This is a genomic window from Psychrobacillus sp. 05T411 (assembly GCF_056396485.1).
In genome coordinates, this window is record NZ_JBFTLO010000007.1 from 26,742 (window position 1) to 43,160 (window position 16,419).

Annotated in this window: 13 protein-coding genes; 11 read left to right on the plus strand and 2 right to left on the minus strand. The window is 36.4% G+C overall.

The annotated features are described in order from the left end of the window. Positions 1 to 88: 88 nt before the first annotated feature. Entirely contained in the window at positions 89 to 751 is a 663-nt protein-coding gene (locus AC1DFT_RS07005) for a GntR family transcriptional regulator (protein ID WP_477918479.1), read from the minus strand. A 381-nt stretch (positions 752 to 1,132) separates the two neighbouring features. Between AC1DFT_RS07005 and AC1DFT_RS07010 the strand changes: the two genes are divergently transcribed. The 9 genes from AC1DFT_RS07010 to AC1DFT_RS07050 all read left to right on the plus strand — a co-directional run bounded on the left by AC1DFT_RS07010 (position 1,133) and on the right by AC1DFT_RS07050 (position 11,364). After that, positions 1,133 to 1,513 (plus strand): RidA family protein, encoded by a 381-nt coding sequence (locus tag AC1DFT_RS07010; RefSeq protein WP_477918480.1) that lies wholly within the window; start codon positions 1,133 to 1,135, stop codon positions 1,511 to 1,513. Between the two features lie 18 nt (positions 1,514 to 1,531). Further along, positions 1,532 to 2,761 (plus strand): diaminopropionate ammonia-lyase, encoded by a 1,230-nt coding sequence (gene dpaL, locus AC1DFT_RS07015; protein ID WP_477918481.1) that lies wholly within the window; start codon positions 1,532 to 1,534, stop codon positions 2,759 to 2,761. An 80-nt stretch (positions 2,762 to 2,841) separates the two neighbouring features. After that, the gene (locus AC1DFT_RS07020; protein ID WP_477918482.1) at positions 2,842 to 3,999 is read left to right on the plus strand and encodes a M20 aminoacylase family protein; all 1,158 of its coding nucleotides are present in this window, start codon (positions 2,842 to 2,844) and stop codon (positions 3,997 to 3,999) included. 267 nt (positions 4,000 to 4,266) lie between these two features. Then, positions 4,267 to 5,682, plus strand: coding sequence for an alanine/glycine:cation symporter family protein (locus tag AC1DFT_RS07025; protein ID WP_477918483.1), 1,416 nt, complete (start codon positions 4,267 to 4,269; stop codon positions 5,680 to 5,682). 189 nt (positions 5,683 to 5,871) lie between these two features. After that, the gene (locus tag AC1DFT_RS07030) at positions 5,872 to 7,209 is read left to right on the plus strand and encodes a sigma-54 interaction domain-containing protein (protein WP_477918484.1); all 1,338 of its coding nucleotides are present in this window, start codon (positions 5,872 to 5,874) and stop codon (positions 7,207 to 7,209) included. Positions 7,210 to 7,471: 262 nt separating this feature from the next. Beyond that, on the plus strand, positions 7,472 to 8,767 hold the full coding sequence (locus AC1DFT_RS07035; protein ID WP_477918485.1) for a CitMHS family transporter: 1,296 nt from the start codon (positions 7,472 to 7,474) through the stop codon (positions 8,765 to 8,767). A gap of 10 nt (positions 8,768 to 8,777) precedes the next feature. After that, positions 8,778 to 10,106, plus strand: coding sequence for an acyclic terpene utilization AtuA family protein (locus AC1DFT_RS07040; RefSeq protein WP_477918486.1), 1,329 nt, complete (start codon positions 8,778 to 8,780; stop codon positions 10,104 to 10,106). Beyond that, the gene (locus AC1DFT_RS07045; RefSeq protein WP_477918487.1) at positions 10,093 to 10,395 is read left to right on the plus strand and encodes an AtuA-related protein; all 303 of its coding nucleotides are present in this window, start codon (positions 10,093 to 10,095) and stop codon (positions 10,393 to 10,395) included. Before AC1DFT_RS07040 ends, AC1DFT_RS07045 begins: the two co-directional genes overlap by 14 nt. A 336-nt stretch (positions 10,396 to 10,731) precedes the next feature. After that, positions 10,732 to 11,364 (plus strand): FMN-dependent NADH-azoreductase, encoded by a 633-nt coding sequence (locus tag AC1DFT_RS07050; protein WP_477918488.1) that lies wholly within the window; start codon positions 10,732 to 10,734, stop codon positions 11,362 to 11,364. Positions 11,365 to 11,642: 278 nt separating this feature from the next. On the opposite strand, the gene AC1DFT_RS07055 is transcribed toward AC1DFT_RS07050, so the two are convergent. Then, a complete protein-coding gene (locus AC1DFT_RS07055) occupies positions 11,643 to 13,355 on the minus strand; it encodes a sigma-54 interaction domain-containing protein (RefSeq protein WP_477918489.1) in 1,713 nt (570 codons plus the stop codon). Between the two features lie 364 nt (positions 13,356 to 13,719). Here AC1DFT_RS07055 and hutU point away from each other — a divergent pair, with 364 nt between their 5' ends. Continuing rightward, on the plus strand, positions 13,720 to 15,438 hold the full coding sequence (hutU, locus tag AC1DFT_RS07060; protein ID WP_477918490.1) for a urocanate hydratase: 1,719 nt from the start codon (positions 13,720 to 13,722) through the stop codon (positions 15,436 to 15,438). A gap of 110 nt (positions 15,439 to 15,548) precedes the next feature. Further along, positions 15,549 to 16,364, plus strand: coding sequence for a transporter substrate-binding domain-containing protein (locus AC1DFT_RS07065; RefSeq protein WP_477918491.1), 816 nt, complete (start codon positions 15,549 to 15,551; stop codon positions 16,362 to 16,364). The last annotated feature ends 55 nt before the right edge of the window (positions 16,365 to 16,419 follow it).

Genomic DNA, 16,419 nt, shown 5'->3' on the forward strand with positions numbered 1-16,419 from the left:
AGGAGCAGTGCCATGAATGGTACTGCTCCTATTTTTCGTTCTCCCACTCCTGTTGTTTTCAAAAAATAAATCAAGCTACCCCTCATGCTCAGTTATCTAGTTGAATACGATCTAAGCTATTTTTCCAGTTTGCTTTAATCGTATCTATTGCGAGATGTAAATCCTGTTTCTTAATGGCATCAATTAGTTGTTGATGCTCATGATAGGACGTGTACTTGGCATCGATATGACTAAAATAATGTATTTCTATTCTTTGAATCCTTACTTTTAAACTCGAGAGTAATTGAGGTAATTCTAAATTATTTGATAGCTGAATAATTTTATGATGAAATTTGTTATCTGCCTGAAGTATTGCATAAATATCTCCAGTTGCAATGGCTGCATTAAAACTTTCATTAAGTTGCTCCAATTCTTCGATGTCTTTTGAAGAAAAATGAGGAAAGGCCTGCTCTAAAGCTAAGCGCTCCAGTGTCCATACAATGGAATAGATACTTTTAGCCCCATTTAAATCAATTGGAGATACTAACGTCCACCTATTAGCCTTAGTTACCACAAGCCCATCACTTTCTAACCTTTGTAAAGCTTCTCGGATAGGGGTGCGGCTAATGCCCAGCTGTTCAGACAAGTCCAAATCTCTTAATTTTGTGCCAGGCTCGAGTTCCCCAGTTACAATCCACGTCCGTAGCTTATTGTATACCTCATCCTTCATAAACGTCCGTTTCAATTTATCTCCATTTTTCTCAATAGTCATTTACTAACACCTTCCTACGAACTTGATTCTAATATGTAATATACCATAATTTTCTTTCAATTTATTAGTTTTCGGGAGAATTGCGCAAAGGGAATATAAGTAACGGTAATCATTTACTCATTTCACAGAATTGAAAAAATATATTGACTAGTATGTGAAGTGTGATATATTACTCTTAAGAAATTAAATTATAGCTTGAGAACTAAATACGCAAAGTCAATTTGGAATATTGTAACCTTTAGTGAGTTGATACTTGCTTTGGGAGCGTAAACATTCCGATTTTAGCTTAATTCAGCAGTTTTTTCCCGTGACGAGCGTGAAGGATGGCAGAAGCATAATTTGATTAGACAAAAATAAGGAAACTTAAGGAGGAACTCAATTATGGTAAAAGAAGTAATTTCCACAGAAGATGCACCGGGAGCTATTGGACCATATTCCCAAGCGGTAAAAAAGGATAAAATGATCTTTGTTTCTGGTCAAATGCCAGTAAATCCCCGAACTGGTGAAATTTCAGAAGATATAAAAGAACAAACAAAACAGTCTTTAACAAACGTAAAAGAAATTGTTGAGGAAGCTGGAGCTTCTTTGGATAATATTGTGAAAACTACGGTATTTTTAAAAGATTTATCTCATTTTTCCGCGGTCAATGAAATATATGGAGAGTTTTTTGAAGGAATTTATCCTGCGAGAAGCTGTGTAGAGGTATCTAGGTTGCCTAAAGATGTTGGTATAGAAATAGAAGCTATCGCTATTTTAGAATAAATTACGAGGAGATTATAAATGAAAAATTTAATGGAAATTAACTATATTATCAATAAAAATGCAGGAAGCACAGATACTGAGAAGGCTTCGGTTGAATTTATTAATAGTGAAATAGCTAAGAAGGTAAGAGATTTTCACAAAAGCTTTCCTGAGTATGAGGTAACGCCACTTCACAGTTTAGATAAGTTGTCTAAACAGTTAGGAGTTAGCCATATATGGGTGAAGGATGAATCTTATAGATTTGGACTGAATGCCTTTAAAGTATTAGGTGGTTCATTTGCTGTTGGTAAATATTTGTCTGAAAAATTAAATGTTGATATTTCAACTCTTTCTTTTGAGAAACTAAGAAGTAAAGAAGTAAAAGAGAATCTTGGAGATATTACTTTTGTAACAGCGACTGATGGAAATCATGGAAGGGGAATAGCTTGGGCTGCAAACCAGCTAGGGCAAAAATCAGTAGTATATATGCCAAAGGGGTCATCAGAAATAAGATTGAACAATATACGAAAAGAAGGATCAGAGGCTTCGATAACAGATCTTAACTATGATGATACGGTCCGGATGGCAAGCAAAATGGCTAAAGAGAATGGTTGGGTTTTGGTGCAGGACACGGCTTGGGATGGATATGAAGAGATTCCAGCTTGGATAATGCAGGGGTATGTAACCCTACTGGACGAAGCTTTAGAACAGATTGCTGAATTTGGTAATGACAGACCGACACATGTGTTTTTACAAGCTGGAGTTGGGTCTTTTGCCGGTAGTATGCTTGGCTATCTAGTAGATAGATTAGGAGATGAACGTCCTACTACAGTTATAGTCGAACCTGGTGCAGCAGCATGTTTGTATAAATCTATTAATGTTGATGATGGAGAGCCACATTCAGTAACTGGTGCTTTGACTACGATTATGGCAGGTTTAGCATGCGGGGAACCAAGTAAAACTTCTTGGGGTATTTTAAAAGATTATGCAGAGACCTTTGTTTCTTGTCCAGATTACGTTGCTGCACGAGGTATGAGGATTCTTGCAAACCCATTAGGCAGTGATTCTCGTATTATCTCAGGCGAATCTGGTGCAGCAGTTGGTGTGGGATTAGTTAGTATATTGGCTGAAAATGAAATACTTCATGATATGAAAAAAGCATTGAATTTGAATAAAGATTCGAAAATTCTTATTATCAGCACAGAAGGTGACACGGATCCAGATCATTATAGAAAAGTAGTATGGGATGGGGCATGTCCATCCGTCTAAGTAAGGCCGGAGCTATTTGATACAGTTTGGATTGCAGTGAAAGAATTTCACAAAAAATGTAATAAGGGAGAGAAGTTAATATGAGCAATGAAAATTTAATGAATCAGCTTATTGATTGGAGGCACTACCTTCACTCACATCCTGAAACTGCTTTTGAAGAAGAAAACACATCTCGATTTGTTGCAGAAAAATTACTAGAAATGGGCTATGAAGTAGTCACTGGTATTGGAAAAACGGGAGTTGTGGGTACATTAAAAAATGGCGATGGTTTGGGGATTATTGGAATCCGCGCTGATATGGACGCTTTAAACATTCAGGAACAAACTAATCTACCATATGCTTCAAAATATCCCGGTAAGATGCACGCTTGCGGGCATGATGGGCATGTTACTACCGCACTTGGTGCAGCAAAATTACTTGCAGATCGAAAGGATTTTAACGGGACCGTTCGTTTCATTTTCCAACCGGCAGAGGAACATGGTGAAGKGGCACTTGCAATGCTAAAAGATGGCTTATTCGAACGATTCCCTATCGATGAATTTTATGGATTGCATAATATGCCTGGTTTACCAGAGGGGCAAATCCATTCTAAAGTAGGAGGAATTTGCGCAAGTGAGGATAACTTTGAAATTCGTATAAAAGGGAAAGGAGGACATGCTTCTGCTCCAAACATGGGGGTAGACTCATTGGTGACCGCTTCCCAAATAATACTAGCATTACAAACCATTGTAGCAAGAAATATAGATCCGATTGACACTGCGGTTGTTTCTTGTACTGAAATTCATACTGACGGTACGGTTAATGTAATACCGACTAATGTCATCATAACTGGTGACTGTAGAAGTTACAAACCAGAAGTTCAATCTCTTATTAAGGAGAGAATGCAAGCCATTTGTAAAAATATTTGTGAAGCTAACGGGGCAACTTGCGAATTCACTTATAGAAACTCCTTTTCGCCAACAATTAATTGGGAGGAGTGTCATCATACAGTCGTACAAGCAGCTACAAATGTACTTGGGAAAGAAAATATCGTTGATAATGCACAACCGATGATGGGTTCAGAGGATTTTGGGCATTTTATTGATAAAATTCCAGGATGCTATGTTTTCCTTGGTGGTAAGCGTGAGGGAGAAGAAGTATACCCTCTTCACCATGCAAAGTTTGATTATAAAGATGAAAATTTAGTTCGTGGTGCAGAATTTTTTGCAGAAATCGTTCGTTTAAAATTACCGCTATAAATAGAATCTTTACCGAGTTAGTTTTGTCCATCAAATTATTAGCTAACTCGGAGATTTTAGTATTTAAAAAATGTAAGGGGTTACAAATCACTTTAAAAAAGTTACCTTCACAAAGATTAGTATTCATACTGAGGGGACTATTTATCTTTTTGAATATCAGAAAATATTGAATGATTGGTATATTGAGGTGTTGTAAATCTTAGTATCAATATTGAATCTAAAGTTGATTTTGTGACCTAAAAATAACAAATAGACCGGAGTGTTGTTATGCAAATAATATATGATATAACTGACTGGCTGTGGGGAAATGTAATAGGATACGCTTTACTAGGTGTTGGTCTATACTTCACTATTAAACTAAAGTTTCCTCAAATTAAAGATTTTTTCCGAGCGATACGGACCATGAAAAAAAGTTTACAAGGTGATAGAGGTGGAATATCTGGATTCGGTGCTTTAATGGCTGCCCTCGGTGGTCAATTAGGTACAGGGAGTCTGGTAGGCGTGAGCAGCGCATTGTTTATAGGAGGTCCCGGTGCTATTTTTTGGATGTGGGTGACTGCGTTGTTTGGTATGATTGTAAGTTTTAGTGAAATAGTTCTCGGGCAAGCTTTTCGAGTTAAAGATCAAGATGGAAATTACCAAGGTGGACCAGCATATTACATTGAAAAAGGCTTGAGAAATAAGCCATTGGCTATTCTGATTTCATTCCTTTATGTGTTGGGCATTGGTATTGCAATAGCATCTATTCAGACGAATTCAATTGCGAACGCTTTTACAGGCGTTGTTGACGTTCATCCGATTATTCCAGGAATAGTTGTAGTGATTTTGGCATTTTTAGTAACCATTGGAGGAATGAAAAGATTAACGAACGTATCGACTTTTATTGTTCCTTTTATGGTCATTGTTTACTTTTCAGTTGTGCTTTATATAGTAATTATTAATTTTTCTTATATCCCGACCATCTTTGGTGGTATTTTTGAAAGTGCATTTACAGGGAAATCGGCAGTTGGTGGAGTAGTAGGGTGGACTGTTGCAGAGGCATTTAGAAGTGGGGTAGCTAGGGGAATGTTTTCTAATGATGCRGGGAATGGGGCTGCTGCAATAATGCACGCTTCTGCTGATGTTAAACATCCAGTAGACCAAGGGTTTTTAGGGATGATTGGTACCTTTATCACCACAATTATTATTTGTACAGCTACTGCAATGGCCATATTAATGACGGGCTCATTAGAATCAGGTCAGGATGGTATATTATTATTACAAACTGCTTTCGGATCTGTTTTGGGGAACTTAGGTAGTTGGATTGTGTTTTTTGCGATGTTTTTATTTGGATTTACAACACTATTAGCAGATATAGTTTATGGTGAATCCAATTTAACTTATATTTTTAAAGATAAGAAAAAGGTTCCTATTCTAATATTCAGAGTCGTTCTAGCTGCTATTCTTGTATTAGCAAGTGTTGTAGAATTGAATGTTATATGGGCAGCTGTAGATCTAATTTTAGGAATCATAGTGTTTATCAACGTTATATCTTTAATGCTTCTTTTTAAATATGTTAAATACATTTATCAGCACTATTTTAGGCAAATTGAAAAGGGTAATGATAATCCTAGATGGAACTATGATTTAGATATCACAGAAATAAACTTATCTGATGTAGATGAGCCCATTATAAACAAGTGACGAGAAACTAGGCTGAGTGAGCAATAATGTCCGGACTTTTTCTAACCTGCTTGATTGACCCCGCACTTTAGGTACCAGTTTCTAACACAAATCTGAATTGTGTTAGAAACTGGTACTGTTCTAACGGGCACACTGCAAAGATGCTATATTATTGTTATGGGTTAACTATTTGCAGTACGGAGGTGTATCATGAGAATTTATTCAACAAAATGGTGGGAACAAGTAATCACATCGATTAATGATGGGATATTAGTCATAGACGAATTGGAGAAAGTTCTATTTATTAATCCGGAATATTCTAGAATAACAGGGGTAGGACAAGAAATAATAGGAAAGTTACTTTCTGCATATAGACCGGGTGCTCAATTACCGGAAACGTTGAAAGACGGGAAAATTCGAGTTGGTGTTTATCGTGAGATTAATGATTGTGCATACGTAGTAGATATGGCTCCTATTGAAGATAACGGTAAAATCATTGGTGCAGTTTCTGTTTGTAAAGGCATTAATGAAGTAAAGGATTTATCAAATGAACTAAATAAGAAGGTAAAGCAAGTTAAAGAATTGCAAGAAAAGATTTCGCAACTTTCGAGCGTGAAATATACGTTCGACCAAATTATTACGCAAAGTGACGAGATGATTGACAATAAAAAAATTGCCAAAAAGATAGCGAAATCAAATTTACCAGTTCTATTAATAGGGGAAAGTGGCACAGGAAAAGAGCTGTTTTCTCAATCCATACATGACGCCAGTGATAGAAGTGAACATCCATTTATTGCTATAAACTGTGCGACAATTCCAGATACCCTTATTGAAAGTGAATTATTTGGATATGTAGATGGTGCTTTTACTAGTGCCAAAAAGGGCGGTAAGGTTGGATTATTTGAAATGGCTAATAAAGGTACATTGTTTCTAGATGAGATTGGTGACTTATCTTATAATGTGCAAGCAAATTTACTTCGAGTATTACAAGAGGGTTCTATTAGAAGGATAGGGGATACGAAAGAAGTAAAAGTAAATGTTCGAATTATCGCAGCAACGCATCAAGATTTAAAACAATTGGCGCAAAAAAATAAATTTAGACACGATTTATATTTTCGTTTAAATGTAGCCCATTTAACGATTCCTCCTCTGCGTAATCGAAGAGAAGATATCCCGTTTTTAGTAGAACGCTTTTTACCGGCAAATTATCGATTAAGTAAAGAAGTCATGCAGTTTTTACAATCCTATAGTTGGCCAGGTAATGTACGTGAATTAAAAAATATGTTAAGTTATGCTTCCTGCTTAACTGATAATGGATTGATTGAGATGAATCATTTACCTGAAGTCATGAAAAATCAGGTTCCTGAGGATTCCATTCAAACAAATGGAACGTTAAAATCAGTAGTAGAATCAGCGGAAGCTAGGTACATAAAGCAAATGCTTAAGCGATATGAAAAGAACATAGAAGGTAGAAAATTAGTAGCAAGTAATTTAGGTATTTCTTTAGCCAGTTTATATAATAAAATACGTAAGTACGAACTTGAATAAAAATTGATTCTAAATTAATAGAATAATTATTGTTTATTCTACAAATTTAGAATTATACTCTAGAAGCGCAATTTCCTTAGTGAAATTGTGCTTTTATTATGAAATGAAAACAAACTATTTCTTTCATTCTAAAAAACTAGAATATCTTGACGGGTCTAACATAAATAATAGCTTAGAGGAAAGGGTTTTCAAGTTGGCATGAAACTTGCACAATACTTGAAGTGTACGAAGGGGTGCATTAATTAAGGGAGTGAGAAATTAGATGTTAGCTTTATTGGGATTTCTAACAATTGGAGTATTTTTATTAGCTATTTTCACGAAAAGATTATCTGTCATTGTTTCATTAGTTATTATTCCAATTATTTTTGGATTAATTGGCGGTTTTGGTGCGGAAATTGGGGGATTAATGCTTGATGGATTAATACAAGTAGCTCCAACTGGAATTATGCTCGTTTTTGCAATTATGTATTTTGGTTTAATGATGGATGTCGGGTTATTTGATCCGATGATTAAAAAGATTATTCAAATCGTAAAAGGTGACCCGCTAAAAGTAGTAATGGGTACGGTTTTCTTAGCAATGATTGTCCATTTAGATGGAAATGGTTCTGCCACTTTTATGATTACCGTTACAGCTATGCTGCCTATCTATGAAAAGTTGGGAATGAATCGACTTATTTTGGCAGGGGTTGTTGCGCTCGGAGCAGGTGTCATGAACATTATCCCTTGGGGTGGGCCAACCGCGCGTGCGATGACTACTTTAAACGCAGAAGCAGTAGATATTTTTAATCCTGTTATACCAGCAATGATTGCAGGAATTGTTTGGGTATTGTTTGCGAGTTATTTAATCGGTAAAAAAGAACGAAAGCGTTTAGGCATTATCAATATAGAGAATATAGATTTTAATCTGAAATTAGATGAAGAAACGAAAAAGATTCGTCGTCCTAAATTATTTTACTTTAACCTATTACTTACATTACTAATGATTTGTGCATTACTATTTGTTTGGCTTCCAATGCCTGTTGTTTTTATCCTAGCATTTATCATTGCGTTAATGGTGAACTATCCAAAGAATGTAGATCAGCAAGCACGTATTTTAAGTCATGCAGGAAATGTACTGTTAGTTGCATCAATGATTTTCGCAGCGGGGATTTTCACAGGGATTTTAAATGGAACGGGTATGATCGGTGAGATGGCATCAGCACTTGTTCGTTTAATACCGGACTCATTAGGAAATTATTTACCTACTATCGTAGCTATTACGAGTATGCCTTTAAGCTTAGTTTTTACTCCAGATGCCTACTATTTTGGCGTATTACCAATCATTAGCGAAACTGCTTCGAATTTAGGGATTAACCCGCATGAAATTGGGCGTGCAGCTATTCTTGGACAAATGACGGTTGGTTTTCCCTTAAGTCCATTAACAGCAGCAACATTTATTTTAATCGGGTTGACGAAGGTTGACTTATTTGAGCATCAGAAATTTATATTTAAATGGGCCTTTGGTACAACTATTGTTATGACAATTGTTGCAATACTTACAGGCGCAATATCAATTTGAGGTGAATGGGATGATACGAATTGGATCAGGTGCTGGCTTTGCGGGTGACCGTATTGAACCAGCGGAAATATTAGTAGATCAAGCAAATTTAGACTATTTAGTATTAGAATGTTTGGCAGAAAGAACAATTGCTTTAGCGCAAAAAAGAAAAAAACAAGATGCGCATACAGGATATGATGTGTTGCTAGAAAAACGAATGAGATCTCTTATTCCGAAGATTTCAGGAAAAAAAGTAAGGATTATTACAAATATGGGTGCGGCAAACCCAATAGCTGGAGCAAATAAAATAATAGAAATTGCAAAAGAGCTAAATATCTCCATGAAAGTTGCCGCGGTAACAGGGGACGATGTATTGACGAAAGTATCTCCAGATGATCTTGCTTGGGAAACTGAGAAACCGCTAGAAGAATATGGACAAATAGTTTCGGCAAATGCGTACATAGGGGTAGATGCCTTGTTAGATGCTTTAAAATCAGATGCGCAAATTATTATTGCAGGTCGTATTGCGGATCCCTCTTTGTTTTTGGCACCGATTATTCATGAATTTAAATGGGCATTAGATGATTATGATTTAATGGCTAAAGGAACGGTAATCGGTCATTTATTGGAATGTGCTGGTCAACTAACAGGAGGATATTTTGCAGATCCTGGGAAAAAAGATGTAAAGGATATGGCATATTTAGGTTTTCCTTTTGCAGATATCTTAGCTGATGGTTCGGCAACATTCGGAAAAGTAGAAAATACAGGTGGAAGAATCTCACTTCGCACTGCGAAAGAACAGTTACTATATGAAGTAATCGATCCACACGCCTATATTACGCCAGATGTAGTTGCAGATTTTACTTCGGTTAAATTAGAAGAATTATCTAATGGGCGAATAAAAGTGCATGGAGCAGTAGGACTTCTTAAACCGCAGAACCTAAAAGTAAGCATAGGCTATGAAGCTGGCTACAATGGGGAAGGGGAAATCTCTTATGCAGGTCCTAATGCAAGCGGAAGGGCAAGACTTGCAGGTGACATTATACAAGAAAGAATTGGTCACTTATATGATGAGTTTAGGGTTGATTTAATTGGAGTGAATGCTTGTCATAGAAAAAGTTTTCGAGAGACAGACCCTTATGAAGTGCGTTTAAGGGTTGCCGGAAAAGCAAAATCAATGGCAGAAGCAGCGATAATTGGAGAAGAGGTAGAGGCACTTTATACGAATGGTCCTGCCGGTGGTGGGGGGGCTAGAAAAGTAGTAAACGAAGTAATTGGAGTAGTTTCCACCTTTATTGATCGAGACCTCGTTCACTTTCAAACCGAGTTAAAGGAGTATGTAGCCAATGAAACTATATGATATTGCGCATTGCCGCACAGGAGATAAAGGAAACACCATTACGCTATCTGTTATACCTTATGAAGAATCTGATTATGAGTTATTAAAAGAGATATTGACGGCAGAAGTGGTGAAGGACCATTTAAAAGGCATTGTGGAAGGAGAAGTAAAACGATATGACGTCCAGAACATTCAAGCGCTACAATTTGTCTGTTCAGAAGCTTTGGCAACGGGTGTGACAACTTCATTAACATTAGATACGCACGGGAAGTCATTAAGTTTTGCTTTGTTGGAGTTAGAAATAGGTTAAGTAAATATGACCCTATGTCGGATGCAAGTTAAGAGATTGTCCAATTTTCGTTTGCCATTGTCCAGCTATTAGAAAAGATGGTCCAACTCAGCAAAAGAGAAACTTTCCAATAAAAAAGCATATGCTTCTACAGCCAAATTGTAGAAATGGTGCTGCTCTATAATTACATTTCTGTGGAATTGTCCGAGTAGAGGGTTAAACTACTAAACCGATGTAATTGTGAATAATGAGTGAACAAATATAATGATTTCATTCATTTCGAATTCAAAATAATTGAAAGTAGCATAATATCTTGTTATCATAACCAATGTAATAAAAACATTGGAGGAATGACTCATGAATATTTTAGTAGTGAAAGCAAACAACCGCCCTTCTGCAGAAGGTATCTCTAGCAGAATGTACGATACATTTATGGAAAACTTGGAAGGTGCAAACGTTACAACTTATGATGTGTTTGCAGAAGACATGCCTTTTATTGGACAAGACCTTTTTAATGCATTCGGGAAATTATCAGATGGATTAGAGTTAACAGAATTAGAAGCTCGTTTAATCGCTGCTAAACAAAAAGCAATGGACGCTATAACTGCTGCTGATGTAGTAGTGTTTGCATTCCCGCTATGGAACTTAACAATTCCAGCACCATTACAAGTGTTTATCGACTATATTTACCAAGCTGGCTTCTCTTTCAAATATGACGAAAATGGGCAAGCAGTACAATTATTAACGGATAAAAAAGCAGTTATCTTAAATGCTCGTGGTGGTATTTATTCTTCACCAGAAGCAGCACCAATGGAAATGGCAGTTAACTACATGAAAAATGTATTAGGTGGAGTTTTCGGTATGCAAATCGTGGATGAAGTAGTAATTGAAGGACATGCTGCAGCACCAGATCAAGCAGATGCTATTGTTGCAGAAGGCTTAGAAAAAGTAAAAGCAGCTGCTACAAAACTTTCAAAACAATTAGTATAAAAAATATTAATAGGCGTTCATGGAGTCTTTTGCGAGACTTTATGAACGTTTTTTCTTTTTAGATATCCGAAAAAAATGTATAGGGATGAGATGAAATGTAATCGCATCCCTATACATAAAGAAATCTCGATAATGGTGTGGAACTGGTTCCGTTCAAAGCAATCCCAATGCACCAATATATATATAGTGCCTTGTGTGCAATCACCTTCCTAACAATCGAATTACTGGATACATTTGGTTAATCAACACGGCTGTTAAAAACTTTCGAGTTGATTTTTTTAAATGATAGGTTTTTCAAGCTCATGTTTTTTAATATGGTATTGCAAGCTTTGTCTAGTGATACCCAATTTTTTGGCGGCTTGAGAAACATTCCAATTTACTAGTTTCAAAGTCGTTTCGATTAATTGCTTTTCCGTGTTATTGAAAATTTTCTTTAAAGGTCTTTGGATTACATCTGATGTTTGGAAAGCGCTAGTTGAATGAAAAGGGATTAATTTTGTGCGCATGTATGAAGGTAGATGATCTACATCAATAGCTTCTGCATGTTCTGGTACACGGATTATTAGATTTTCTATTAAATGTTCTAGTTCACGTATATTACCCGGCCATGAATATCGGAGCAAACTTTTTTGTAAAGTATCGGAAAGTTCTGGAACTTTTTTGGATAACTTTGTTTGGTAATTCGTAAGGAAATAATTTATAAAAAAATGAACATCTTCTGTACGTTCTCTAAGAGGAGGGATGAAAAGGCTCGTGTGTGCTATTCGATAAAACAAATCAAGCCGCATTTTATTTTCAGCAATTAGCAGCTCGGGATCTTCGTTACATGCACTAATGACCGTACACTTTACAGGGGTCACTTCATTAGAACCTACTCTTCGGACAAACCGTTCTTGTAATACTCGCATTAACTTTGACTGCAAGGTCATGGGCATCGAGTTAATTTCATCCAAGAACAGAGTACCATCTTGTGCATATTCGAATAGCCCAATCTGGTCTGTTGCGCCAGTAAATGCACCTTTTACAGTGCCGAATAAGGTACTTTCCAGTAAGTTTTCCGGTATTGCAGCGCAATTTAGTGCAACGAAAGATTTTTCTGCTCGTTTACTATGGTTATGCATGCTTTGTGCAAAAAGCTCTTTACCCGTACCCGTCTCACCAACAATTAGAGTATCCGCATTATGGATGGCGATGTTTTGTGCTTCCTCAATAAGACCTAATAATGCGTGGCTATCTCCTTTAATATCTTTAAAAGTATAGATTGTGCCATTTTTTGAATAAGCTTTCTCTTCAGTAGTAATATTTGCTTTTCTTTTTAACTCGATTGTTTGGTGCAGCCGATCTTTAAGTCTTGATTCATTTGTACTTAATGAAAAAACAGAAATGGTTTTACCATCTTTTTGAATTGGAAACGTACTATAGTTAACATACTTCGGAATACCGTTTACTGTAGAGTGTGCACGATATCTAGAATATATTGGTTTACCTGTATTGAATGTATGTCTATGCTCAGAATACTGTGGATTATAATTGTAAACAGTCCATAAATGTTTTCCAATAATATCCTGGCTATTTAATCCTTCCATTTTTTCCTGAGCTTCATTATAAAGAAGTATTTCCCCTTCAGAATTGCTCATCATAACCCCTTCATCAAGTGAGTCAATAATTTTTTCCAAACAATATAATCGTTCTTCTAATTCTACTAAACTTGCTTTCCATTCTTTTAAACATAAAAAAATATAACTACAGTCTGATGAATAGAGTTTTACTTCAACTGAAAAACGCTTTCCGTTTAGCACAAGCGGAAACGTTTCGTTATCGCTAAAACTTATATTTTCGGTACTAAAATAATTAGAAATCGAAGTACCTACCGAAACTTCGAAAGGAATTCCTTCTTTTATATCATTCCAAAGGATTTTGTGTTGTTCATCTAATACGATAATTCCATCTACAAAAGTTCTTATGATTAAACCGATTGACGAAATAGACAAATTACTCTTACTCCTTTCTCTAACTCAAATCATCACTATCGTATCATAATTCAGATGGTTTAGAATAGTTTGCATGCAAAAAGTATCTGCGTGGTGGTCAACCAATAAAATCAAGGGATTTTGCTCTATATACTTGCAAAATGGTGTATTGATTGAAAAAATATCTGCTATCCATTCCGTTTTTATCATGATACTTAAAGTTGAAATTATTGATTCAATAATATTTGTTTCACAAATATTGTTGATAGCACACTGTATTCCTCCTAATAATATTAAATTTACAACCTTTTTTTAAAAGTTGGCACGACACTTGCAATATATAAAAGTGTGAAACCAATTACATTCGAATTAGGGGGAATTATTAATGACAACACCAGAAATTTTATATTCCGTTAAAGCGCAAAGAGGTCCAGAGTTACGCTGTAAAGGTTGGAGACAAGAATCGATTTTACGCATGTTAGAGAACAACATGGAAAATGCTGAGAAACCGGAAGAACTTGTAATCTACGGCGGTATCGGAAAAGCGGCTCGTAACTGGGAATCATACCATGCAATTGTGAAATCTTTAAAAGAATTAGAAGATGATGAAACACTTGTAGTGCAATCTGGAATGCCAGTTGCAATTTTTAAAACGCATAAATACGCACCAACCGTTGTAATGGCGACAACGAATATTATGAAAGCTGATTGGCCTACGTTCTATGATTTACAAGATAAAAACTTAACAATTTATGCAAACTATACAGCGGCACCATGGGAATACATCGGTACGCAAGGTGTGATTCAAGGCACTTTCGAAACACTCTCTGCAATTGCACGCTTGCATTATAATGACTCACTAGTTGGGAAAATCCTTTTAACTGCGGGTGCAGGCGGAATGGGCGGAAACCAAACACGTGCTATGACTATGCATGGTGGTGTTGCAATACTTTGTGACTCAAATGTCGAAATCATCCAACGCCGTATTGAAAAAGGATTCATCGATGAACTAGCTAATTCACTAGATGAAGCTATAGCAAAAGCAAAAGAATATGCTGCAGCTGGAAAACCGCTTGGTATAGCAGTGGTAGGAAATGCAGCAGACATTTATGAGGAAGTGCTTGAAAAAGGATGGCTACCGGATATCTCTACATCCATGACGCCAGGTCATGATCCTATTTCTTACTTACCAGCGGGATACACAGTGCAAGAAGCAGAAGAGCTTCGTGATACGAACCGTGAGTTGTACTTGGCAAAAGCGCGTGAAACGATGGTTCGTGAATTGAAAGCACTTATTAAATTCATGGATTTAGGTGTTCATTCATTTGAATACGGCACAAGTCACCGCAAAGAATGTATTGATGCGGGTATGGATGAAAAAGAAGCAAAGCGTCTTCCTGGTTTCGTAGCAGAATATATCCGACCGCTATTCTGCGAAGGCCGTGGACCGTTCCGTTGGGTTTGCTTATCTGGAGAAGCAGAAGATTTACGTAAAATTGACGATATGATTTTAGAAAAATTTAGCGATGATAAACTTGTTACACGCTGGATTAAGTTAGCGAAAAAACATATTCCAATTGAAGCTTTACCTGCACGTATTTGTTACATGGGATTCGGTCAACGTAAAGCATTTGCACTTGAAGTAAATGACATGATTCGTCGAGGAGAATTATCTGGACCGGTTGCTTTCTCTCGTGACAACTTGGACTCAGGATCAATCGTAAATCCAACATTTGAATCTGAAAATATGAAAGATGGCAGTGACTTAATCTCTGACTGGCCAATGTTGAATGGTCTTCTAAACGCAGTTGGTATGTGTGATTTGATCGCTATTCAAGCAAACTATTCAATGGGAGAAGCTGTCCACACAGGTGTAACAATGGTAGCAGATGGAACGGCAGAATCTGATATGAGACTTGAAGTAGCAATGACGGTAGATTCTGGGATTGGTGTAGTACGCCATGCACAAGCAGGGTACGAAACTGCACAAGATGTTGCGAACGGTAAAGGAAAACTAACAAATGACAGCATAAAAATTCCATTATGGTGGAAACCGGAAGCGACATTTGGGCCAAAAGATGTGAAGAAAGAAGTAAATGCGTAAGTAAGAAAAATGGAAAGGTAGAGAACAAGTGGATATTATTTCTCTACCTTTTTTAATGGCTCACAAACAGTATGATGATCAAAAACTATTAAATATAAGGGGACAATTGAATGAAAAAGTTTTCTCTTCTAATCATTGTCATGATCTTCTCTCTAATCCTAGCAGCCTGTGGTCAAAGTGGGACAAATGCCGAGGCCGATGGAAAAAATAGTGAAAAGAAAAAACTTAAAGTTGCGACAGAAGCAAACTATGCACCGTTTGTATACTTGGATCAAGGGGAAATAACAGGTTTTGATGTCGACTTTATTAATGCTGTTGCAGCTGAAGCGGGTTACGAAATCKAACTTGTACATGTTGGATGGGATCCCTTATTTGTTGAAGTGAAAGATAAGCTTTCCGATATAGGTATATGTGCAATTACGATAAATGACGAACGTGAACAAACGTATGATTTTTCTGTTCCATATTATTTATCAACAAATGAAATTTTGGTACCAGAAGGTAGTGATATAAAAAGTGCCGCTGATTTAAAGGGCAAAGTTGTAGCAGTTCTAGGAGGTACTACAGGTCAAGAAGCAGTTGAAAGTATTCTTGGCAAAAATCATAAAGATATTAAAAAATTCGATAATAATAATCTAGCAATTTTGGAGATGTTAAGTGGTGGGGCTGATGCTGTTGTAGCGGACAATGCAGTAGTTCAAGAATATGCAAATAACAATCCCGATAAAAAATTATCCATAATTAAAGATGAGGAAGGTTTTGAAAAAGAATTTTACGGACTTATGTTTCCAAAAGGTAGTGAGCTTAAATCAGATTTTGATGTAGCCGTTACTGAAGTACTTGAAAATGGAACATATAAAAAAATTTATGAAGAGTGGTTTGGTGCTGAACCTGATGTAGAAACGATACTAGCAGAACAGGAGTAAATGGATAATCAAATTGCGTAACTCTTTATAAGTAGTTACGCAATTATGGTTTACA

Excerpts from the sequence above, each read along its gene's own strand:
- AC1DFT_RS07035 (WP_477918485.1), top strand. The coding sequence starts at position 7,472 with ATGTTAGCTTTATTGGGATTTCTAACAATTGGAGTATTTTTATTAGCT.
- AC1DFT_RS07040 (WP_477918486.1), top strand. The coding sequence starts at position 8,778 with ATGATACGAATTGGATCAGGTGCTGGCTTTGCGGGTGACCGTATTGAA.
- AC1DFT_RS07030 (WP_477918484.1), top strand. The coding sequence starts at position 5,872 with ATGAGAATTTATTCAACAAAATGGTGGGAACAAGTAATCACATCGATT.
- AC1DFT_RS07045 (WP_477918487.1), top strand. The coding sequence starts at position 10,093 with ATGAAACTATATGATATTGCGCATTGCCGCACAGGAGATAAAGGAAAC.
- AC1DFT_RS07010 (WP_477918480.1), top strand. The coding sequence starts at position 1,133 with ATGGTAAAAGAAGTAATTTCCACAGAAGATGCACCGGGAGCTATTGGA.
- AC1DFT_RS07050 (WP_477918488.1), top strand. The coding sequence starts at position 10,732 with ATGAATATTTTAGTAGTGAAAGCAAACAACCGCCCTTCTGCAGAAGGT.
- dpaL (WP_477918481.1), top strand. The coding sequence starts at position 1,532 with ATGAAAAATTTAATGGAAATTAACTATATTATCAATAAAAATGCAGGA.
- AC1DFT_RS07005 (WP_477918479.1), bottom strand. The coding sequence starts at position 751 with ATGACTATTGAGAAAAATGGAGATAAATTGAAACGGACGTTTATGAAG.
- hutU (WP_477918490.1), top strand. The coding sequence starts at position 13,720 with ATGACAACACCAGAAATTTTATATTCCGTTAAAGCGCAAAGAGGTCCA.